Source organism: Enterococcus rotai (assembly GCF_001465345.1).
Lineage (GTDB): Bacteria > Bacillota > Bacilli > Lactobacillales > Enterococcaceae > Enterococcus_L > Enterococcus_L rotai.
In genome coordinates this window covers 1,527,377-1,550,520 of the sequence record NZ_CP013655.1, presented here as the reverse complement: position 1 = coordinate 1,550,520, position 23,144 = coordinate 1,527,377, and the positions used below count along the sequence as shown (strand labels likewise).

At 35.9% G+C, this 23,144-nt stretch carries 22 protein-coding genes; 7 read left to right on the top strand and 15 right to left on the bottom strand.

Features of this window, described 5'->3' with window-relative positions; genetic code table 11:
• Position 1 precedes the first annotated feature (1 nt).
• The 3 genes from ATZ35_RS07155 (at position 2) to ATZ35_RS07145 (ending at position 2,223) form a co-directional block, all read left to right on the top strand.
• A complete protein-coding gene (locus ATZ35_RS07155; RefSeq protein ID WP_208930141.1) occupies positions 2-409 on the top strand; it encodes a DUF3021 family protein in 408 nt (135 codons plus the stop codon).
• 235 nt (positions 410-644) lie between these two features.
• Positions 645-1,379, top strand: coding sequence for an ABC transporter ATP-binding protein (locus ATZ35_RS07150; RefSeq protein WP_208930140.1), 735 nt, complete (start codon positions 645-647; stop codon positions 1,377-1,379).
• A gap of 1 nt (position 1,380) precedes the next feature.
• Complete coding sequence (locus ATZ35_RS07145) at positions 1,381-2,223, top strand: ABC transporter permease (RefSeq protein WP_208930139.1); 843 nt, start codon at positions 1,381-1,383, stop codon at positions 2,221-2,223.
• A 232-nt stretch (positions 2,224-2,455) separates the two neighbouring features.
• Here the strand turns inward: ATZ35_RS07145 and ATZ35_RS07140 are convergent, their stop codons facing one another.
• From ATZ35_RS07140 to ATZ35_RS07125, 4 genes are all read right to left on the bottom strand, one after another.
• A complete protein-coding gene (locus ATZ35_RS07140) occupies positions 2,456-4,225 on the bottom strand; it encodes a DNA-binding protein (RefSeq protein WP_208930138.1) in 1,770 nt (589 codons plus the stop codon).
• 332 nt (positions 4,226-4,557) lie between these two features.
• Positions 4,558-5,430 carry an ROK family protein gene (locus tag ATZ35_RS07135; RefSeq protein ID WP_208930137.1) on the bottom strand — a complete coding sequence of 291 codons (873 nt, stop codon included), beginning with the start codon at positions 5,428-5,430 and terminating at the stop codon, positions 4,558-4,560.
• A 21-nt stretch (positions 5,431-5,451) separates the two neighbouring features.
• Positions 5,452-6,435, bottom strand: coding sequence for a LacI family DNA-binding transcriptional regulator (locus ATZ35_RS07130; RefSeq protein ID WP_010762417.1), 984 nt, complete (start codon positions 6,433-6,435; stop codon positions 5,452-5,454).
• 13 nt (positions 6,436-6,448) lie between these two features.
• Entirely contained in the window at positions 6,449-7,930 is a 1,482-nt protein-coding gene (locus ATZ35_RS07125; protein ID WP_208930136.1) for a sucrose-6-phosphate hydrolase, read from the bottom strand.
• A 253-nt stretch (positions 7,931-8,183) separates the two neighbouring features.
• Between ATZ35_RS07125 and ATZ35_RS07120 the strand changes: the two genes are divergently transcribed.
• Positions 8,184-10,145 carry a sucrose-specific PTS transporter subunit IIBC gene (locus ATZ35_RS07120; protein WP_208930135.1) on the top strand — a complete coding sequence of 654 codons (1,962 nt, stop codon included), beginning with the start codon at positions 8,184-8,186 and terminating at the stop codon, positions 10,143-10,145.
• On the top strand, positions 10,135-11,748 hold the full coding sequence (locus ATZ35_RS07115; RefSeq protein WP_208930134.1) for a glycoside hydrolase family 13 protein: 1,614 nt from the start codon (positions 10,135-10,137) through the stop codon (positions 11,746-11,748). Before ATZ35_RS07120 ends, ATZ35_RS07115 begins: the two co-directional genes overlap by 11 nt.
• 52 nt (positions 11,749-11,800) lie before the next feature.
• Here ATZ35_RS07115 and ATZ35_RS07110 read toward each other — a convergent pair whose 3' ends face one another.
• Entirely contained in the window at positions 11,801-13,975 is a 2,175-nt protein-coding gene (locus ATZ35_RS07110; protein ID WP_208930133.1) for an alpha-galactosidase, read from the bottom strand.
• 88 nt (positions 13,976-14,063) lie between these two features.
• Here ATZ35_RS07110 and ATZ35_RS07105 point away from each other — a divergent pair, with 88 nt between their 5' ends.
• A complete protein-coding gene (locus tag ATZ35_RS07105) occupies positions 14,064-14,855 on the top strand; it encodes a helix-turn-helix domain-containing protein (protein ID WP_208930132.1) in 792 nt (263 codons plus the stop codon).
• Between the two features lie 82 nt (positions 14,856-14,937).
• Here the strand turns inward: ATZ35_RS07105 and ATZ35_RS07100 are convergent, their stop codons facing one another.
• Together ATZ35_RS07100 and ATZ35_RS07095 are read right to left on the bottom strand one after the other, a co-directional pair.
• Entirely contained in the window at positions 14,938-15,822 is an 885-nt protein-coding gene (locus ATZ35_RS07100; protein WP_208930131.1) for a hypothetical protein, read from the bottom strand.
• Complete coding sequence (locus tag ATZ35_RS07095) at positions 15,822-16,346, bottom strand: 5-bromo-4-chloroindolyl phosphate hydrolysis family protein (protein WP_208930130.1); 525 nt, start codon at positions 16,344-16,346, stop codon at positions 15,822-15,824. Before ATZ35_RS07095 ends, ATZ35_RS07100 begins: the two co-directional genes overlap by 1 nt.
• A 471-nt stretch (positions 16,347-16,817) precedes the next feature.
• Here ATZ35_RS07095 and ATZ35_RS07090 point away from each other — a divergent pair, with 471 nt between their 5' ends.
• Positions 16,818-17,918, top strand: coding sequence for a hypothetical protein (locus ATZ35_RS07090; RefSeq protein ID WP_208930129.1), 1,101 nt, complete (start codon positions 16,818-16,820; stop codon positions 17,916-17,918).
• Between the two features lie 389 nt (positions 17,919-18,307).
• Here the strand turns inward: ATZ35_RS07090 and ATZ35_RS07085 are convergent, their stop codons facing one another.
• The 8 genes from ATZ35_RS07085 to rlmH form a co-directional block, all read right to left on the bottom strand.
• Entirely contained in the window at positions 18,308-18,508 is a 201-nt protein-coding gene (locus ATZ35_RS07085) for a hypothetical protein (protein ID WP_208930128.1), read from the bottom strand.
• Between the two features lie 95 nt (positions 18,509-18,603).
• Entirely contained in the window at positions 18,604-19,023 is a 420-nt protein-coding gene (locus ATZ35_RS07080; protein WP_244148223.1) for a JAB domain-containing protein, read from the bottom strand.
• Positions 19,024-19,121: 98 nt separating this feature from the next.
• Entirely contained in the window at positions 19,122-19,442 is a 321-nt protein-coding gene (locus ATZ35_RS07075) for a DUF960 family protein (protein WP_208930127.1), read from the bottom strand.
• Between the two features lie 204 nt (positions 19,443-19,646).
• The gene (locus tag ATZ35_RS07070; RefSeq protein WP_208930126.1) at positions 19,647-20,021 is read right to left on the bottom strand and encodes a hypothetical protein; all 375 of its coding nucleotides are present in this window, start codon (positions 20,019-20,021) and stop codon (positions 19,647-19,649) included.
• A gap of 14 nt (positions 20,022-20,035) precedes the next feature.
• Positions 20,036-21,514 carry a T7SS effector LXG polymorphic toxin gene (locus tag ATZ35_RS07065; protein ID WP_208930125.1) on the bottom strand — a complete coding sequence of 493 codons (1,479 nt, stop codon included), beginning with the start codon at positions 21,512-21,514 and terminating at the stop codon, positions 20,036-20,038.
• Positions 21,504-21,890 carry a DUF3958 family protein gene (locus ATZ35_RS07060; protein WP_208930124.1) on the bottom strand — a complete coding sequence of 129 codons (387 nt, stop codon included), beginning with the start codon at positions 21,888-21,890 and terminating at the stop codon, positions 21,504-21,506. Before ATZ35_RS07060 ends, ATZ35_RS07065 begins: the two co-directional genes overlap by 11 nt.
• Positions 21,890-22,177 carry a TIGR04197 family type VII secretion effector gene (locus ATZ35_RS07055; RefSeq protein WP_069640256.1) on the bottom strand — a complete coding sequence of 96 codons (288 nt, stop codon included), beginning with the start codon at positions 22,175-22,177 and terminating at the stop codon, positions 21,890-21,892. The genes ATZ35_RS07060 and ATZ35_RS07055 overlap by 1 nt, the downstream gene beginning before the upstream one ends.
• Positions 22,178-22,281: 104 nt before the next feature.
• Positions 22,282-22,761, bottom strand: coding sequence for a 23S rRNA (pseudouridine(1915)-N(3))-methyltransferase RlmH (rlmH, locus tag ATZ35_RS07050; RefSeq protein ID WP_208930123.1), 480 nt, complete (start codon positions 22,759-22,761; stop codon positions 22,282-22,284).
• Positions 22,762-23,144: the final 383 nt, after the last annotated feature.

Here is a 23,144-nt window from a genome sequence, read left to right as displayed (position 1 = left end):
TATGAAGATAATCAACTATTTAAAAGAAGCTTTCCGTTTAACCTCATTGATCTTTACAACCCTGGTCATGCTCAACTTCGTTTTACAAACCGATGCATTGACTCATTCTCTCGGCTATATGTTATTGATTGCTGCGATTTCTGGTTCGCTACACTTTCTTATTGAAGATCATGAAAAATACTCTGGCCAAAGAATCCTACTAAATCACGGGATCTACTTACTGATTGTTTGTTTGCAAATAACCCTTGCAAATTATTTGCTTCATTGGGAACTTGGTTTTGGCGGGCTATTATTGAATTATGTTATCGTTGTGCTGATTTATCTGTTTATCCGATTTATTATGTATAGCAATGACCTCAAAGAAGCTGACAAGATCAATCAATTTATCCAAAAACGAAAACAAGGATAGGTCGGACTATCCTATTGAACGATAAGCAAAAATTCATGAAAATTTGAAGAACAATAAGTTGGATCTATTCAATCTCAATATTGAAAATCCTTTGTTTCTTTTCATTTTCGTGAATTCTTGCTTATTTTTTTACCTCTTGGTTTTGAATTTTAACCACTTAGGAAAATACTATTGTTCCTTAAAATCTTAGCAGTTATAGTTGATTTATCAACAAGAATAAAAAGGAGCAAATCAGATGAATGAATTAGTCAACGTAACAACGCTTGGAAAAAAATATGGGGAGCAAGTCGTATTGGATTCTGTCTCATTTTCCATTAGAAACGGTGAGTTATTTTCCATTCTCGGCCCAAATGGTGCTGGAAAATCCACTTTGATTTCCTTGCTTTTAGGATTACTCAAAGCTGACACTGGCGAAATAGAATTAGAGGACAAAAAAATAGGGTCAGACCCTTTAGAACACAAATCACTGATAGCAGTCGTATTTCAAAATAGCATTATGGATTCTGATTTGTCAGTAAAGGAAAATTTAGTTATGAGAGCTTATTTTTATACTAAAAATTGGAAAGAAGCAAAAGAACTAGCCACATTAAAATTACAGGACGTTCAAGGAAGCCATCTACTAAATAAGCGTTACGGCGTTTTATCGGGAGGAGAACGACGCAAGGTAGATATTGCCAGAGCATTATTGAACACACCTAAGTTATTATTTCTCGATGAACCGACTACGGGATTGGATATCCTCTCTCGTGCCGATATGTGGTCATTGATCCATCAGTTAAAAGAAAAGTATCAGATGACCATCGTCTTAACTACCCACTATATGGAAGAAGCCAGAGATTCCGATCGGATCTTAATGCTAGCAGAAGGCCGAACAGTCGCTTATGACACACCTGGAAATTTAAAAAAGACCTACCAGTGTAATACTCTAGAAGATGTCTTTTTATCGATTGCCAAGAAGGAGAACAACTAAAATGAATGCATTAGTATATAGAGGATTAACCTTATTTTTTAAAAACAAACAAGCAGTAGTGGGTTCCTTCATAGGTGCCTTTATCATGATCGGTTTATATGTCTTTTTATTAGGAGATAGCATGATCAAGCAATTATCGATGCTTTCGCAGCCACAATTAGTGATCGACACTTGGATGCTGGCTGGTGTGATTGGAATTGTCTCAGCCAGCTCTACGTTAGGCTCAGTCAGCCAATTGATTCGTGACAAAGAACGTAATGTTTATACAGACTTTATGATTTCACCTATTTCAAAAAAACACATCATGTTGGGGTATTTTCTCAGTACTTTTTTTATTTCAATGTTCGTGACGTTAGGTGTGATCCTTGTCTCTGAGTTGTATATCGTCTTTATTTCAAATGGTGCTTTACTATCCTTCAAACAATTTGGCTTACTCATTTTAGCAAGTCTGCTGACCGTTTTATGTTCTTCAGCATTTATGTTTTTTATTGCCAGTTTCTTCCGTCGAATTGATACATTTTCAACGATGACTTCTATTATCGGTCCATTACTTGGTTTTTTAACTGGCTGTTATGTCCCAATCGGCAGCTTACCAGAAGCAACAAGAAACGTAATTCAATATTTCCCTCTAACAAGTGGGATTGTTTTGATCCGAAAAATTCTGACAGAAAATGCGTTTGCTTCTGATTCTCCCAAAATTGCACTGGCAGTTCAAAAAGAGCTAGGGATTGTTATGAACTATCAACACGATGTTTTGATTCCTGTCATTATTTTGATTGTGAGTAGTGTTCTATTCTTGGGAATTGCTCTTTGGAATGTTAAAAGAATTGAATTAACTAGATGATAGCTTGGATTAAAACGAGGAAAGATCGATATGAGTAAAAATAGAAGTGTGTTTTTTGCTCGTATTTATCCAGTTCTTCTCTGAGCAAATAATATAAATGCTAAAGTAAAAGGGATATAGGACTGTTCCATTTATTCATTGCTCGTTTTTCGTCTATTAAAATAACCTAGAGGGGTTTTCCCTCTAGGTTTATAGTCGTTATATGCTGTTACCGCTAAACTTTTCTAGATTACTATTCTAACCCTTCAATCACAAGGTTTTCAATACTAGCAGCTTTTGCATCTGCTGTAACGGCCGCTTTGAATTTAACTATGTCTCCTTCTTTCAAGAAAAGAGCCATTGGACTATTATTCGTTGTTACACTATAGATGGTTTTATCATTTTCCAACAAGAAAGAGACAACGGTTTGTGCTTCACTTGCAACGATCGTTACACGAGAAACACTTCCTTTGATTTCTTTTAAATTAGCTGCTTCACTACTTGTATTATTACTACCTTTTGTTGCTAATTCAATTCGGTAAGCATCCAATGCATTTTGGGCTGCATCAGCATCTACCACAATATCATTATCAACTGCATTCACATACACATATTTTTTGAAAATTCCTTTACTATCCATTAAAGAAACAATCCAAGTTGGAACACCATCGATATTATATAAAACTGGCATACTGGCTTTCCATTTTTTCTCTGGGTAAATTTTCGCTGCAATCGAAATGGCGCCATCGCTATCCATGATCCCGACTTTTGTATCACGATAATAAGTTACTTGACCTGTTCTGGCATTAATCAGTGAATAACCTAAAGCAGAATCTTGATCCTCATCTCCACTTGTAAAGTCCGTAAAATACAATAATTGACTGCCTTCTTTATTCATCATTGGTGTGATTTGACCTGATGCATAGATACCATTTTCCGTTGGGATTTTAACATCTTTTTTAGCACCGAACATTGTTTGATTCCACCAGCCTTGACTATAACGACCAAAGTATTCATTGATACTGTTGGCAGCAGAACTAGTGATTGGTGCATCGACAAATTTGGGCGCGTCTTTGCTGTCATAGACTTTCACTTCGCCCGTTGTAGCATTTAACACAGCTGTTTTAAATTCGTTATAGTTCATTCGACCAGAAACACCATATTCTTTATATAAGGTCTGAATATAAAATGGATTCCCCTCTTCGTCAATTTCTAAATTGATTTTTCCAGTAGCTGCGTAATCAGGATAAGCAGCATAAATTTTACGTGCAGCATCTTTCCCAAAATAAGCTGAAGGTGTGTAAATAATCGGCTTTTCTACAAATGTCGGCTGAGCATTGATATCCGTTGCACTAATAATGAAGTAGCCAGGAACTGCTCCTAATTTTGACCATTTGAAAAAGCCATTAAATTCCACTGTCGCAACATAGACATACTCCCCATTCACCACTTGTGCCGTAATCCCATCTAGTGTAAACATATTCGAATTAGGAATCACCGAGAACTTTTGCAATATCTTTCGTTTCGCTGTTTTTGGTGCAATGGCTATCGGTGTTTCTTTGGTGGAGGTTAAAACTTCTGCTTTTTCTTCAGTCTTTAACGGAATCGTTTGGTAGACATCATCGATTGCTGTTACCTTTGTTACAGAACTAACAATGAATAATAAAACCATTGCAGCAATGCTGATACCTAGTACACGCCCAGACCAATCATTCACTCCATTTACCACGGTCGTTTTATGCCCTTTGTGCAAGATTTTATTAGAGGCTTGACTGAGAGAGCGACTTGCCAATAATAAACTACTTGCAACTACAGCTCCTATTAGGTTGATCCATAGAATAGTTGATAGTGTCTTACTTGGTAAGGCAATAAATAAGAAACTGCCCAGTAAGAGTAATTCAATGACTAGTAATACAATCATCCTTTTAACATTTTTCCCTTTTGTGACCATAAAACTAATACCGTTTGCGAGTAATATCCCTATACCAAAAAATAACGTTAACCCGATAAAATTTAAAAACATACTTTTTCCTCCTTTAAATTTAGATAAAAAAAGTACTTCTACCTAGAAGTAGAAGTAACTTTTCTGATTTATTTTATTATACAAGATTGTGTTTTTACTTACAATGTCTATTGTTGTAATCTTGATCTGAATGTAAGTGTATAACTTTTCATTTATTATTTATGGTGAGATTTCTAAAAATATTCCTAGTTATGATACTACTCTGCGTATTGGAAGTGAATAATAGTTGGATAGACTGTCAAGTCAATAATATGAAAAAAAAGAGCAAACATCGATTAAATTATCAGTCTTCGAAAGATAATCTATAATGGCTTCTTCTTTGTCACCTTTGATTAAGCTTGCAAATATAAATCCTTCGCTAAAGCAAGACAACCAATCACGCCAGCATTGTCCCCCAATTGAGGAGTAACGATATAAGTAGATAAATCTGGATATTTCACATAATCATTAATGAGCTTAGCGAATTGATCTTGGACTTTTTTTCTTAATTGTTCTTGCTTCATAACACCGCCGCCAAAAATAATGACCTGCGGCGAAAAGAGCAAAGTGGTATTGTATGCGCATTGTGCAATGTAGTATGCTTCAATATCCCATGATGGGTCTTCTGTCGATAGATCTTGCCCTTTGATTCCAGTTCGTTTTTCGATGGCTGGACCCGCAGCTAACCCTTCCAAACAGTCTGTATGGTACGGACAATTACCGATAAATGTATCCTCAGGATGACGTCGAACCATGGCGTGTCCCATTTCCGGATGGCTAAATCCCTCAACGAATTGGCCATCTATTAAAGCACCACCACCAACTCCTGTTCCGATAGTATAATAGACTACATTTGATAATCCTTTACCGCAGCCCGCAATAGATTCACCATAGCAAGCAGCGTTTACATCCGTTGTCCAAGCAACAGAAATATTCGCCAACTGGTCTTTTAAGTACCCAACAAAATCAAAATTCTTCCATGCAAGTTTCGGTGTAGATGTAATATAGCCATACGTTTCAGACTCTCGTTTAACATCGATTGGGCCAAATGATCCGACTCCGATCGTTGAGAGTGTTTCAAATTTCTTGAAAAAACCAATCACAGAGCGCATAGTTTTTTCAGGTGTTTCTGTAGGAAACGATACACGCTCAATTATTTCTAAGTTTTCGTTTCCTACTGCACAAACAAATTTCGTGCCTCCAGCCTCGATCGCACCGTATAACATATTGTTCACTCCTTTTAAGGGTTAGGTTGTTTGACCTTGAATTAGTTTTACCGGTAGTAGGTAATTTTTTTCAAGTTTTTTTTCTGGATTTTGGATTCGTTGTAACAACAAATCTACTAAAATATCTGCATAGTCAGCCATTGGTTGGGCAATCGTTGATAGTTGTGGAAAATAATTTTGAATGAATTTGGTCCCATCATACCCAATGATCTTGATTTGTTCAGGAACGTTTATCTTCAACTGCTGACATTGATTATATGCTAAGATAGCCGTTAAATCATCCGTACAAAACAAACTGTCGATTTCTTCTGTTTCTAAAATATGTTTGATTTCTAAATTTTTCAACGTTGTTGATCTAGCCGTTGTTTGAATCTGAAAAATTTTAGGTTCTAATTCGTGTTTCTCTAAGAAACTTAAATACCCATTCAAACGAAAATTTGTAGGCGAATTGGATTCTTGTGAACCAGTAAGAATCGCAATTTTTCGTGCACCTCTGACAAATAATGTTTCAGTAGCTAGATAGCCCCCTTGAAAATTATCACTGCCAATGATTGGAATATTGTCAGCTAAATAACGGTCAAAAGAAACAATCGGCAACTCGATATCTTCATATTCAGTGATTCCCAAGTTATGAGCTCCAGCAATGATTCCATCCACTTTATTGGCCGCGAGCATATTAATATAATGACGTTCTTTTTCTTTATTATTGGCACTATCACACAAAATAACGCGGTAGCCTAAATCAAATAGTTTCCCTTCGATTCTTTCAACGAGCTCCCCAAAAAAAGGATTTGCAACAGTTGGAAAAATCAATCCAATTAATTGTGTATTTTTTCCTTGCAAGGAACGAGCTAAAGAATTTGGTTGATAATTCAGCTCTTTCATTGCTAAATTTACTTTATCAATCGTTTTTTGGCTTAGGGAACCATAATTATTAATCACACGAGAAACAGTAGTGGGAGAAACACCGGCTTTTTTTGCTACATCCGTTAGTTTGACAACCATGTTCATTCATCCTTTATTGGTTAGTTTTCCGCAGTTGCCATAATTTCCCTTGATAGCCTCCATCACACTCTAGATGGACTCCTGTCTGATGTGTTTCTGGAAATACTCGCATTGTTGCTACTTTTTCACCTTCATTGATGAAAATCTCAACAATCGAAGAATCTACAAAGATTTGTAGTTCCAAGGGTTTTTGTTCAACAGAAAACGATCGGATAAAGCCATATTCTTCTCCAAAAACAGCACCAGCTTGACTACGGTCTATCGCTATTTTACCATGTTGCGAGTCAAAATTAATCGTTAATCCTTTATTTTGTTCTTTATTCGTAAACAAAGTAAGCGTTCCACAGGAAAGCGGGTCAAACGATAGCATTAATTCATACTGATTTGTATCTGTTTCAAAAAAGGAAGCAGAATCTTTGTTAAACTCAAGTGCTTCACCTACACGTAATTGTTTCATTTCCGCAACAGGACGTTGATACAATTTTTTGTCTTTTATAAGCAGCTCTTTTACACTACTTAAGCAATGAGCCCATTCTTCTTGATCGGTTGGATACTCAATTTCTGGTAAGCCTACCCAACTAATAGACAATAAACGATTATCTGGTGCTTGAAAGGCTTGTGTAGCGTATACATCAAACCCTTCATCTAGATTTTTTAATGCAGTAGGCTGAATCAAACGATTCGCTTCACTGTCGTAAGAATCCCCGATAACGTAAGTATTAGGATAAATATTTTCATAAGAACAAATATCTGGTTCTAAACCTTGAGGACAAAAAATAAGTAATGCCGCATCTTTTGTTACTAGTAAATTAGGACATTCAATCATAAAACCCATTTCTTTATCGGTAAACTCTAATTCACCCTTGCACTGCCATGTAAGCAAATCAGAACTCTGATAAGTAAGAATCTTTCCTTTTTCAGCCTCATTTTGAGCACCTATGACCATCAAGTACTCATCATCGTAACGGAATAATTGGGGATCTCTAAATTCAGATGTGTACCCTGTCGGTGGTTCAGTAATCAGTGGCGTTTCGATTTTCCGAACTGTTCCAGAGTCATCCATCCAGGCACCTAACTGATAGGAATGGCGAACCCACTCTGCATCACGAACATTTCCTGTATAAGCAAGAAACAACTGGTCCGAAACAGGCAAAGCAGTCCCTGAATAAACACCATGACTATCATACAAACTATCTGGAAATACTTTCGTTCCTTCTTCTTTCCAATCCACTAAATTATCAGATGTCAGATGATACCAAGATTTTAACCCATGAACGGCTCCCATTGGGTAAGACTGATAAAAAACATGCCATTGATTATTAAAATATGAAAAACCATTTGGATCATTTAGTAAGCCAGTATTTGGCTGGATATGATACCCTAAACGCCATTTAGAATTAGCGATGTTCTCTTGCAATAAGGCTAGGTGCGTTTTATCCCATTCTTGATACGGACGATAACGTTCTTCTTTTGTCCAAACTTTTTTTACAGACATATGTACTCTCCTCGTAAGCGTATTCTTGCATATAGTTTAGCTTTAAAAACACATAATGTCAAACGTTAATCAATTATGATTCGAATATAAATAAATACACCTTAACAAAAGAAAATAATCATTGTTATACGTTTGACAATTTTATAAAAAATGGTATACTTTGGATGTGAAAAAGCGATTTCATTTCTATCTTTCATACACAAGATGACCACTTCTATTGAAATCGCTTAAATGACATTTAGGAGGAATGAGAATGGATTACAAAAAAGTAGCAGAGGAAATCAAGCAAGCACTCGGCGAAGACAACATTCAAGCTGCAGCGCATTGTGCGACACGACTAAGGTTAGTTTTAAAAGATTCAAGTAAGGTGGATCAAAAAGCTTTAGACAATAATGATGCTGTTAAAGGAACCTTTGAAGCCAATGACCAGTTTCAGATCATTATTGGGGCTGGTGATGTCAACAATGTCTATGATGAACTGATAAAAATAACGAATGTCAAAGAAGCATCCACCGCTGATTTGAAAGCAGTCGCGGCAAACGGTAAGAAGAACAATCCAATTATGGCCTTTATTAAAGTATTATCTGATATTTTTGTTCCGATTGTTCCAGCTTTAGTTGCTGGTGGTTTATTGATGGCGTTGAATAATGTGTTAACTGCACAACATTTATTTGGCCCGCAATCCGTTGTAGAAATGTTCCCTAATGTAACGGACGTTGCAAGTATCATTAATTTATTAGCTTCTGCACCATTTGCTTTCTTACCTATCTTAGTCGGATTTTCTGCATCCAAACGCTTTGGTGGTAATCCTTATCTAGGTGCTGCCATTGGAATGGCGATGGTTATGCCTGATTTAGTTAATGGTTACGGTGTGGCAAATGCAATTGCGGAAGGCAGTATGAATTATTGGCATATTTTTGGGATGAACGTTGCCCAAGCAGGTTATCAAGGTTCTGTGTTACCAGTATTAGTGGTTGCTTGGATTTTGGCAACTTTAGAAAAATTCTTCCACAAACGCATTCCAAATGCATTTGATTTTACTTTCACCCCTATGTTAGCCATCATTATTACTGGATTTTTAACATTTATCGTTGTGGGACCTGTTATGAGAATCGTTTCAGATGGTTTAACTGATGGACTTGTTTGGTTGTATAATACAACAGGAGCAATTGGTTTAGGTGTATTCGGACTGTTTTATTCACCAATTGTTATTACAGGACTACATCAAAGTTTTCCAGCAATCGAGACCACCTTGTTAGCAGATGTGGCACGTACTGGCGGTTCCTTCATTTTCCCAGTTGCCTCTATGGCAAACGTTGGTCAAGGTGCAGCAACACTTGCCATTATGTTATTAACTAAAAATAAAAAACAAAAAAGTTTAGCGACCTCAGCAAGTATTTCAGCGATGCTAGGAATTACGGAACCAGCAATTTTTGGGGTCAATTTGAAACTTAAATTTCCATTTATCTGCGGTATGATTGCTTCAGCAGTTGCTTGTGTATTTATTGGTGCATTTCATGTTTTATCAGTGGCGATGGGACCTGCTAGTGTGATTGGATTTATTTCAATCGCACCAAAATCAATTCCTTATTTCATGATTGGGATCGTCATCAGTATTTTAGTTGGTTTTGTTACGACATATGCTTATGGTAAACGTCATATGGCTGTATTTGCAGATGATGATACTAGTGCAGGTGAAGTTGCGGTTGCAATCAATGAAGATCCTGAAGCGGAAGTGATCGCGGTTCAAGATGAAATCTTAGCTGCACCAGTCAAAGGCACACCTATTGCTTTAAAAGAAGTCAACGATCCTGTCTTTGCACAAGAAATGATGGGGAAAGGCATTGCGGTAATTCCAGAAAAAGGGATTATTTACGCCCCAGCCGATGGGGAATTAACGGTCGTATACGATTCAAAACATGCTTATGGGTTAAAAACAACTCATGGTGCGGAAGTACTGATCCATATTGGAATCGATACGGTAAAACTAAATGGAGAATTCTTTGAAACGACTAAAAAATATGGAGACTTAGTGAAAAAAGGGGATATCTTAGGAACAGTTGATTTAGACGCTGTCAAACAAGCCGGCTTTGACCCAACAGTGATGATGATTGTTACGAATACGAACGACTATGAAGCTGTTGAAGTAATTGACACATTAAGTGTTGATGGAAACCAAGATCTACTAGCTTTGAGTGTGCGCTATGAAAACTAATTGGTGGAAAAAGGCAACGATCTATCAAGTCTATCCACGTAGCTTTCAAGATACGAACGCAGATGGGATCGGGGATCTTCCTGGAATTATTCAACGGTTAGATTATCTTGCTTTTCTAGGGATAGAAGCAATTTGGTTAAGTCCTGTGTATCAATCGCCTAATGAAGATAATGGCTATGATATCAGTGATTATCAAGCGATCGATCCAGATTATGGAACAATGAAGGATATGGACACACTAATTGAAGAAGCGAAAAAAAGGAATATCAAGATCATCATGGACTTAGTCGTTAATCATACTTCCTCTGAACATCCGTGGTTTCAATCCGCGCTTCACGATCCAAAGAGTGAGTTTCATGATTTCTATATTTGGAGAAGAGGCGTTGACGGACGACCGCCGAACACCCTGCAGTCAAACTTCGGCGGTTCTGCTTGGACATTGGTTCCAGAACTTGGAGAGTATTATCTTCACTTACACGCCAAAGAGCAGCCTGACTTAAATTGGGAAAATAAAATGATGCGCTACGAAATTTATCGTATGATGAATTACTGGATCGAAAAAGGAGTAGGCGGATTCCGTCTAGATGTTATTGATTTAATCGGAAAAGAACCCGACCAATTCATTACTAAAAATGGGCCAAAACTCCATGAGCTATTACAGGAAATGAATCAAAATACCTTTGGTGAATATGATTTGGTCACGGTTGGCGAAACTTGGGGCGCAACACCCGAAATTGCTCAACTTTATTCAGACGAGGACAGAGATGAATTATCGATGGTTTTCCAATTTGAGCATATCAATTTGGACAAACAACCAGGCAAACGAAAATGGGATCTAAAAAAACTTGATCCAAAAGAACTGCATCATGTTTTTTCTAAATGGCAAACTGAATTAACTGGTAAAGGCTGGAACTCCCTATTTTGGAATAATCACGATTTACCACGAATCATTTCTCGTTGGGGCAATGATCAAGAGTACAGGGTGCTTAGTGGGAAAATGTTAGCTATCTATCTTTATTTTCTTCAAGGAACACCTTATATTTACCAAGGAGAAGAAATTGGGATGATCAATTATCCAGTAAAATCAATTGACGAAGTCGATGATATTGAAAGTCGTAGAATGTATGATGAACGCATCACTTTAGGCTATACAGAAGAAGAAATCATCGCCTCTATCAATGCCAAAGGACGTGATAACGCACGTCATCCAATGCAGTGGGATGATTCTAAACAAGCGGGCTTTACAACTGGTATTCCTTGGCTACCTGCAGGAGATTCAAGTGAAATCAATGTAGCCGCTGCTTTAGATGATCCAGACTCCTTATTTTATACGTACAAAAAATTGATTCAACTCCGAAAAGAATTACCAGTGATTACAGAAGGAACATTTGAGAGTATTCAAACAGAAGATGCAGCAGTTTTAGCCTATATCCGTAAGAATGACGGAGAAGAAATAGTAGTTGTTGTCAATTTTTCCAATAAGCCGGCTCAATTCTTACTGGATGCAACACAACAAATCAAAGAAATCCTGATTCATAATTATGAAAAAGAAATTAGTCAAACCCTTCTCCCTTACGAAGCTTATGCTGTTTTATTAAATTAACCAAAAGATCCCTTACGGCGGTTCGCCATAAGGGATCTTTTTAATGTATCATTTACCTAACAACAGTCCAATGAATATAGAAACAATTGAAATCCCCTTTGATCCTTGGAACAAGAATACCGGCATGATTTAATTCACTACCGCTGTATATTTCCCCAGTACGCATGTCCTTATAAAGAGCCGATTCCTCAAGATATTTTGTTTTTAAATACTGAACCGCTTGCGCTGGTTGAGCTAGTCCATTGGAATAAACAAGAAGCGCTTCTGTTTCATTTTTGAATAGCCAAGCAGTGGAATAAGCCGCATCAAGTTCTTTTAAACGATAGAATTGACCAAACTGTAATAGTTTACGATGCTTTTTATAAAATATAATTTGCTCTTTTATCATTTCGAGCTCTTGTGGCGATTGTTTTTCTATTGCTAATTCGTAGCCAAAGTTTCCACTCATTGCAATTAGAAAGCGACTTTCTAAGGGAGTATTTCGACCTACTTGATGATTAGGACTATCCGAAACATGAGCGCCCATCATAATTGGTGGATACAGATAGCTATAGCCATATTGGATTTTCGAGCGACATAACGCATCTGTGTTATCACTTGCCCAAGTTTGAGGCATATAAGCAACCATTCCTGGATCAAATCGTCCGCCACCACTAGAGCAATTTTCAAAAAGGACTTGGGGAAATCGTTCTGTTACTTCAGATAGAATACGATACAGTCCTAAGACATAACGATGGCTAACTTCTTTTTGCTGATCATTGGGTAAAAGAAAGCTACCCAATTCCGTTAAATGTCGATTCATATCCCATTTTATATAATCGATTTTATTTGATGACAGATACGCTGTCAGCATTTGAATGAGGTGGTCTTGAACTTCTGGTAAACTCAAATTTAAGACCAGCTGTTGTCGCCCCTGTGTTTGAGGGTAATTGGGAACCTGTAGACTCCATTCTGGATGTCTCTCAAACAAACGACTTTTTACAGAAATCATTTCTGGCTCAAACCATAAACCAAATTTCATCTTTTGTTGGTGAATAACATCCGCAAGATGCTCGATCCCATTTGGAAGTTTTGCGTTGTTCACATACCAATCGCCTAAAGAAGTTGTATCATCTGTACGTTGACCAAACCACCCGTCATCTAAAACAAATAATTCAATCCCTAATGTACTCGCTAATTGAGCTTGGCGGATCAAGTCCTCTTCAGTAAAATCAAAATAATTGCCTTCCCAAGAATTAAGTAAAATGGGACGCTCCTCCTGTTGCCATTGCTTAGGAATCAAATAGGTTTGGTATAACGTATGAAATGTCTGGGAAAGCTGATTAAATCCTTTCGCACTAAAATTCAACACAACTTCTGGTGTTTGAAACGTTGATCCAGGTGTTAATTTCCATTCAAACGTTTCTGGATTGATTCCGATTTGAACCCGTGTGCTTCCATACTGCTCTACTTCAGCTTGAGCAACAAAATTCCCACTATAAATAAAATGAAAGCCATAAACATCCCCTTGATCTTCATTCGTATACCGATCAGCAAGCCCTAAGAACGGATGATGCTGCGGACTGCTCGTTCCTCTAGCTGATGAGATTTTTTGTATACCAGGATGGAGCGCTTGGCGATGGATTGTTGCTTCATTTGTATGGGCCCCGTTAAGTGTTAGTAAGTCAAAGTCACAACGGGGAAAATCTAAGAGCATCGAACCAGCGTTTTCTATATAGATTACCTGTGCCCCATTATTTGTATAGGATACGCTGCGTGTAATGACAGGAAGATCTTCGTATATCGTATAATACAACACCATTTCAAGTGACTGGATAGAATCTACAAGATAAATTGCTAAGGTTTGTTCTTGGTCTCCCCTTAGTGAAGGGAGGCCTTCTAAAGGTCGCTTGCCTTCTAAAATTTCAAAATGATCATACACAAAATTAGTAATACAATGGCCATCTGTATTCCGAAACAGATAATTACTCACCCGATAATCTAAGCTACCTTGTGTACTCGTTTCAAGCGGTAGCGTGTTTAGCGAAAAAGTACGCTCTTCACTGATTGGATTCGTGGCAAAGCCGCGATCGATCATTTGCAGCTGATTGACTTGATGATACTCTGCTAAGCGAGGACCAAAATACCTATGGGTAAGATATTGTTCTTTTTCGATACCAATGATATAACTAATTTCATTATTGCTCAGGTGAAAAAAATTCTGTGCTGTATCAAAATAGATCGACATATTTATCATTCCTCTTCTTTTATTATATCCATGATATCGAGTATAATCAGAAGTAACAAGAAGAAATTATTTCATGGAGGGTAATAAATTGCAGAATTTTGTACGTCAATTCCATTACATCGATGACCGACATTTACCACTCATCCGGGGCATTGGTGTCGGACAAGGAAGTCTTCATTATGATTGGGACGCACGTAATCGAAAAGAACAACTAATTGTTTTGCAAGTAACATTAAAAGGTCAGGGATTTCTACAAGTAGGCAAGCGAACCGTTGCTTTAACAAAGAATAAGGGCTTTTTTGCTAAAATCCCTGGAAATTATCGCTACTTCGGTGAAGATTGGCACTTTCTATTTATCGAGTTTTCAGGAAATATGCTGCAATGGTTGGATACATCCTTTACCGTTGTTGAATTATCGGATTCATTCATTGAAATGTTGCAAGAATTTATTATAGATAACTATACCCAAGAATTAACTGTTACACAAAATGCTAAAGCAGCGTTTACTCTTTTTTTAGATATCCAAGAAGAAATTCAAAAAGAAATTCAACAAAAAACAGACACGGTCCAAGCAATAAAAGACTATATTGATCATCACTATTTCCAAGATATTAGCTTAGAATTCTTGTCTGAAAAGTATGAGTTATCAAAATATAAATTGATTCGGTTATTTGAAGCAACTTATCACTCTCCCCCAATTCATTATTTAAAAAAAGTACGTATCCTTCATTCCTTATCGCTATTATGGGAAGATGAAGCGGTGGAACTGGTCGCTAAAAAAGTTGGCTTTTCAACAGGAAACTATTTTAGCAAAGTCTTTAAAAAAGAGATGGGGGTCTCTCCTAGTGAGTACAAAACTAAAAAAACACACTATTATTAATAACAGCCATATTTTAGGCGCTGTCATAATTATACTGATGTGTGACAACTAGAACTGATTCCTTCAGCTCTAGTTGTTTATTCTATTCACTTTTTTTGAACGTAAAATTTTCATCTAAAAAGGTAAAATCATTACCTAACACCTCTTTAACCTCTTCCAGTGTGTTTTCTACGGTAAGCTTCTCGGTATTTTCCTCATTAGAATCAGCCTTCAGCCACAATCCAGTTTCGTCAGGAAATATGAAGAAACGTGAAATACTTACTTTAGAGTATTCCCCTTCTTTGTACGTAACAACGTAACCATTCTTTACTTCACCAATGTCCTTTTCAAAGTATGCTTTAGAAAAAGAGTTCTTATCTTTTATGAAACTTTCATTTAAACTATTCGTGATATTTCCTGATATAAACATACTTGCTGAACGTTCATAACGTCGATTAGAATAAAAAGGAATATAGGCGATATAAAAATAATTCGCATATTTATCATTTGTCGGTAACACTGACAATTCTTCTTTTTGGATTTCTATATCTGCATCATTCAACACTTCTAATACATAACCATTATTAGTTACAATACTATGATCATTGATACTAAGCGCAAGTGGTGTACTAAAATTTTTATCACTTGTTTTATTGACAGTTCCTTCTTTTAAAGGATAAACATCAATATATTCATCTGAGTAAGAACTAAATGAACCAGAAGAATTATTCGCCGTCTTGATAACAAAAAAAATAATTACTAAAAATACAATCGCTAGAATCATTGATAATTTTTTTTTAGCAGGTTTTTTTTCTTTTTTCTTGCTTTTTGACGGTGTTTTAGCTGAGTCTTTCATAATCATTACTATACTTTTCAGCTTAAGCTTTGGCATGTTTTTTTCATATGTCTTCTCTTGCTTTGTAAAAAGAGCTGGTTTTGAAAACAGAGCATCATACGAGTCATAAAAATTCTTTTGTTTTTTTCTCATTATTTTCCCTCGATCAATTTCTTAGTTAGATAGATATCTTCTGAGGCGTCTTGAATTATTTCTTCATATTCATCTGTAATACTAGATGAATACGACGTAATGGTTTCCATAATCATTTTCTTTGACCTTTCAATATCTGCTGTTGAAAGTTGCGCTTCTTGTATTTGAATAAATTTTTCTGAGGCCTCGACAATACCTGGTAGCTTTATATACAAAAATTGTTCAAGCTCAGTCATCCTCTTTGGTTGTTCCATCAATTCAGAGAATAACAATTTTGAAGAACCTAGTCCTTTTTCTTTTGTTTCTATTTTCATTAAAGCTTTTGATTTGTTGATTGTTAATTCCAAAAGTATAATTTGATCTTTTGCAATAGACATCGTTTCTTTAAATAAGACTATTTCATCGGTTGTTAACTCGTTTTCTTTCTGATATTCTTTGATCCGCTTTTTATATGCATGTACTCGTGCAAAATATTCTATTCCTTTTAGAATAAGAAGCAACAACAAAAACCCTATTATTTTCATACTCAATTTCTCCTATTCTGAAAAGTTATTCCATTCCCTAAAACATCCACATGATGAAAGGATTGTGTAAATGTTAGTACACAAGTCTTATCTCTATCACATCATCTGGTTTGTTTTCACTTCTATATTTATCTTAGCTGATTTCATAGATACTTTCAATTTCTTATAAATGAATTCTAGTGACCGTTCTACATAAATTGTTTTATTAACTACCATATATTTACCTTTAAAGAGTATTTACTCTAGTCTTCATAATCATCATTTTTTAGACTTACTAAATGTTACTCAATCAAGATCTCTCTACAAATCCATTCCTATTTTCAGCTTAAAAACATACCTTTATCAACCATTCACACTACATTTATACCACTCCTTGTGCGTTTGAATTGGAGTTTTAATTATGCTATTCTTTATAGGTAGTAATGTTATTTACAAAGATAACATTACTTAAAACATAAAAAGGAGAATATTATGAAAAATTTCAAAAAAAAGGCTTGGGTTGGTCTACTGGTGTTGCTCTTATTAACTATTGCTGCTTGCGGTACAAACAGCGGGAATAAAGAGGGATCCAAAAAGAAGGAAAATGACACGGTTAAAAAATTTAAAGATGAAGGATATCTATTTTCAGATAGAAGTTATCCCTCCTTTGGCACGATGATTTATTCTCTGGTTCTGGACAATCCAGATACAGGTATTACATTTGAATCCTATGTAGAATTAGAGAAAAAAGGGGACAACCTGATTCCCAATAGCATAGCAAGCATCCGCTATAATGAGAAAGATAATGATATCGACAGTGAAATCGTCTATTTCCAAGGAAAACATTCTGCTGATGAAGAAGAAACCCTTGAGGCATATACAAAATCGTTGAAAAAAATAGGCTTGACTAAAGGCGATTTTATAGACTTTGTGCTCCAATATGCAAAAGATAACTATAAAGCAAGTGAAGAAGATTTAAAAGATGCGAAAGAACTTGATACTGACACATCAGATAGTGAGGACACATCCGATGAGGAGGATTCTGACAATGACACAACTAAAAAACCTGACTTTGGTGCTTTAAGTGACAGTTGGGACTCTTTCCAAATAGAACTTGATGGAGAAGTGGTTCAACTTCCTCTTACGTATAAAGAATTTGAAGCATTTGGTTGGTCTGCAAAAGAGAGTAATAGCGTTAAAACAACGGATACTCTTGAAGCAGGAGATTCTGAAAGCAGCTTCTATATGGTTAAAGGTGATGCCGAAGTAACGGTTAAAGTAAAAAACTTTTCTGAAAAAGATCAGAAATTAAAAGATTGCGATATTACTGAATTGTATCTTCATACCTCAGAAGCTTCCGATCTTGGAAGAGGAATCACTCTTCCTGGTGGAATAAAAATTACGGATAGGAATAATTCTATTCTGATAAATACCATAAAAGAGAAGTATGGTAGTACAAACTCAAGAGACATAGAAACGATTGGTGCTTTAACTTATGAGATTGGTGTCAGCAAGAGCTATACATTCTATTTCTCTAGTAATTTTGATGATCAACTAACTAGAATTAAAATAGAAGTTGATGCAAAAAGATAAGTTATACAAAATCTTACAGAAACTATTTCTTATTAGTCCACAAAAATGAGTATTGAATAAAAGTACTTTGATTAGGCTGTCTGCTTCCTTTAATTTCTGGGAAACAGACAGCCTAATTTTTTCTTGCTACACTTTTTTTGAGGTATTTTATCGTTTCATTTCAGAAATTCTATCTGCATTATTTAAACTCACATAATCGCAGAGATGCTTCAAACGAATCTTGTTTCGCTAATTTTTTTTACATATGAAACTCAATAACAAAAATATAAAACTGTTTTTACATCCCATCTATCTTTGATACTATCACCTTCGATAAATTGTTTTCCATTTTTAAGTTGAGAATCCAACTAACTACTCAAGAAATGTACACACCCATTAAAGCAGCATATTCATTGTTGACTGGTCACATCGGTAAGAAAATACAAAACATATTCATTGTCTTGATTATCTACATATAAATACAAGTGGGTCATTACTAGTTTTGGTAATTGTTTTTTGGCTCCTTCAGGAAGAGTAGCTTCGTCTAGTTCTTCTCTCTCCAGTGTGACAGATTCATAGCTCCATTCCTCTTTTACTGTTACAAGCTGCATTTGTTTTTATAAAATCGTCATTGCTTCATTTAACATGGCTTTTTTCCTTTCTATGGTATAAAAATAACCTTATGAGCTTCCCTCATAAGGCTTCTTTACTTACTATCGGTTATATAACCTTCTGCTTTCATAAACAGATATTTTCCACCACTACCAATTATCAAATGATCCTGTAAATTGATTTGAAGCAATCGACAGGCTTTTTCTAACTTCGCAGTAAATTCAATATCCGCTAATGAAGCGGTCACACTACCTGAAGGATGATTATGCCCAACACAAATAGACACACTATTTGACAACAGTGCCATCTTTAAGATATCTCTAGGGAAAGCGAGGGACTGATTGATGGTTCCTATATGAACAACTTGAATAGCCGTTGGTTCATTTTTTACGTTTAAACCAGCGATCACCAAATGTTCTCGATCTTTTGTTTCAATAAACGGGGCGAATAACTCGTAGACTGCTTGAGGGCTAGTACAGGTTCTAGCGGCGTAAAAAGTTGAGGCTTCTTTCACCAGTTCAAGACTAACAATAGCTACACGTTTTCTCGGTTAGTTTGTTTTCATGTTTTTCTCCTTACTGATTGTTGTAGTTGGTTCTTAGAAAAATGCAGTTAATAATCTTCTGGTAATAACATGGTTTGATGACTACGATCATCGATCACCCATATTTTTTTAATTTGGAAATCAGCTATCTTTTCCTTTATGGTGTAGGTATGATAATCGATGAAAAATGGTTCTTCTTGTCGATGAATCACTTCAACTGCTTGGCGTTGGTTATCTGGATTGAACTCAAAGATTTGTAAGTAGTCTAATTCTGGTTCTGCTTCGCTTCTTTTTTTGTCGATTAATTGCCAGCAATAGAGTTGGATTTCTTTTGGTACTTGTTCGTTCACTCCCTTCGTGATGTAACGATTTTCTTTGTTATCAAACATTTTATTTCCCTCCTTGAAGCACAAAAATAGACCAACCACCATTTAAGATGATTGATCTTCATAGATATAATATATAGTTGTTTTTGAGATGAATACACTAGTTCACCTTCATGATACTATCATAAATTAGTTTCACTCTTCTCAGATGTAACACTCATCAACAAGTTATCTTTTCCTATACGCTTGGTATAAGGAAGTTCCATTTTATATTGTTTTTAAATATGCTATTTCTTCATCTGTCCATTTTTCATGAATTAATTTAGATATTTGATCGGAAAATTCTAGTATCTCCTTCCACTCTTGGCTTTCTTTTATGGCACATACATCCCAATTTTTCTTTTGATCAATTAAAAAATATTTTTTTTGTAAATCAGTTCCCAAGTTTTTTATTTTTCTATCTATAATTCCTTCATTTTCTAATCTTTCAAGTGTAAAATCACTCAAGAAAGCTGGTGCCTCTATGGCAAATTCTTCAAGAAGATAGTACTCTATAATATCATCATCTTGCTTTAACACATTAGAGTTAGAATGCTTTAATGTTTCTAAAAATAGTTCAAATGATTTGCCTACTGTTATCAAAATTCACACCTCTTTTAATCAATTTTTATTGCAGTACCTTTATCATCCATTGTAGGAACATAGCCATCTTCTTCTTTATAAATTTTAACTTTTCCAGATTTTCCATTTGAAAATCCATAATACGAACCTTCGTGAACACCACCACCACCATGGTAGAATACACTTCCATCTGGATGTGTAAACTTCCATCCAGACCCATTTCGACCATAGACTCCTTCAGTCCATTCCGATCCTAAAATAGATTTGATTTCATTTTTTGTACTTCCATATAGTCTTTCTGGATTTGCTACTATATCATCGAATGAGGTGGGCTTCCATTGGACATTTCCAGCACCATATTTATCTTTAAAGTAATTATTCCAGTCTTTTCCAGATACTGGATTTTCTGCACCAAAATCAGTTTTAGGAGGTTTAGTCCCACTAGATTTCTTTGGAGTTGAAACCTTCGCTTTAGAACCTGCATAAGAAAGCCCCGTCATCATAGCAAGGTCATATAGTCCACTATCTTGTGCGAATGCATATCCTGTCGAAATATAGCCACTCAACTGTATAGAACCTTTTGATAGTCCTTCATATTTTTGACCTGTTATATAGGTTTCTCCTCGTCTTAAAGCATCATTCTCTAAATCTCTGATTTTTTTCCAATCGACAATTTGATAATAACTGGGATCTAATTCCGTTCCATGTTGTTCTAAGAAGTTTTGTAATTCACTATTGTCAAGTCTGCGGCCATCTTTATCTATAAACCAATTAACTGAAACCTTCCCAGTTACAGGGTCTTCATATGGCCATGCATAAATAGTATAGCCTTCTAGTTTCTTTAAGTTGTTATTAAACGCTTCTTCTTTTTGCTTTGCTTTAGCTACTTCTCTATTTTTCCAACGAGTAGTAATATCTTTTGCCCAGTTCATATCTAACTTACTGATATCAAAAGTCCCTGTAGAGGCATTCCATGCCTTACAATCCTTAACTTGCGCAATACCATTGTTCAATTCTTGTTGAGAAGAAGTGTATTCACTAAAGAAGCTTGCTGACTGAGCACTGTATGTCCGTAATTTCTCCAGTTTTTCTTTTCGCTTTTGCATGGACTCATAAGCGTTCATAGAACGTCTTTCTAAGTCTGGTCGCGGCCTTTTCGCATCGCGAATCAAGTCGTCAATCGTGTGTAATAACTCTTGATATTGATCAATCTCTGCTTGAATTTTGTCCTCATCTATATCTTCTCCACCTACAGTAGCCTGATATTCACTTACAAATTTCTTATGCGCACTGGTAAAAGCTTCGGCAGTCATGATAATGGACTGACAAATAGGCGTATACGCCACCATAAAATAACTTTTAGCCGAATCATAGGCTTTACTGGATAAAGGCGCAGACAAGAACAGTTGGATGCTTTGTTGTAAGGAAGACACAGCTTGTTGTGCCTGACTACTAACCTGTGTTGCTTGTGAACTTCTAGCTTGTGCTTCTGACACAATAAATTTAAGTCCCATTCGACATCTCCTTCTCTTCTGTTTTTAAGAAGTTTCGATGTGCTGAACGGACCGAGTCTTCTTTTTCTAACAAGGTTTTACGGTCTTGCGCTAACTGTTCTTGTTCCTCTTCAAATTCTTGTAATGCTTGTCGTGATAAGTGAAAACTATCATCCTGTCGTTCCTCGAAAAAAGCTCTCTCTTCTGATTCTACTTCATTTAGAGATTCCTGATAGATTCGTTGTTCTTGTTGTTGTAACGCATAGAATCGTTCTTGTAGTTGTTCAATAAACTGTTGGTCTTTCTTATTATCTCGTTGTGCTTCTTGAAGTTCTTCCAGTTGATTTCGAAACTGGTAGTTTTGATCGTCAAAACGTTGTTGCGAAGTTAACGTCATTACCTTATCCCTCCAATTGAAAGAGTAGGTAACTGCGCAATTTTTTGGTCAATGCGTTCAAACTCTTTCGCAACAGAATTTATATTGTCCCCTGCTTTTACAATACTGTTAGACACACCTTTTAGACTAGATTGAAAGGTTGAAAAACTTTCAATTGCAGTGCTATTACCAGCCACGTTGATTTGTCCAGAGCTGACAGAAACGGATATTCTATTTAATGCACTAGCTGATTGACTAAATGAGGCTGAAACCCCACTGGCAATACTAGAATTACTATTAATCGACATGCTTCACTCTCCTTTTTAACAAGTCATTAACTTTGTGTCTATTTAATTTTACCAAAGAGCATATCTATTTTCTATACTTTTTGTTAATAAGCAAAAAAATATCCCTACTTATGATACGGTTCCCCTCGCATAATCCGAAATCCTCGATAAATCTGCTCTACCAAAACCAACCGCATCAACTGATGTGGATAAGTCAACTTTCCAAATGACATCTGTTGTTGACTTCTTTTCAGCACTGCATCACCCAATCCAAGTGAACCCCCGATTACAAAGGCCAACTGGCTTTTACCGTTGATCCCAAGTTGTTCGATCTCCTTTGAAAAATCCTCGCTACTGAACTGTTTTCCATTGATTGCGAGCGCAAAAACATGATCTTGATCATTGATTTTGGCTAAAATTCGTTCGCCTTCTTTTCCTTTAACTTGTAGCATCTCTGCGTCACTTAAATTTTCTGGTGCTTTTTCATCTGCCACTTCAATGACTTCAACTTTTGCATAGCTTTGTAGACGTTTTAAATATTCATTGATTCCTTGAACTAGATATTTCTCTTTCAGTTTTCCCACAGTAATAATTTTTATTTTCAACAGATTCACGTCTCTTTCGATTTAATTGTTTCACTTGTTAACAAGTTTATCATGAATGTTTTGACTCTTCCACATACTTTCCCACAAAGTTATGCACATATGCACAGACTTATCCACAGGTTGATGTCTATTTTTCCTTTATTTCATAGTATTTTGAGATACAAACACATATTCCCATTTATTTATCCACATTATCCACATTTTGTGGATAACTTTTTCACAGCACTTTTCCTCTGTTTTTCAAAAGTTTTTCACACTTTCATGTGTATAAGTATTTCTATAATCCGATTTTTCATGATTTGTATCTGTTTTTCTCCCAAACTTGTTCATAAAAAATTCAAAGCTATTAGGTAGACTAAAGGTGTCTTGAAAGACTATACTAA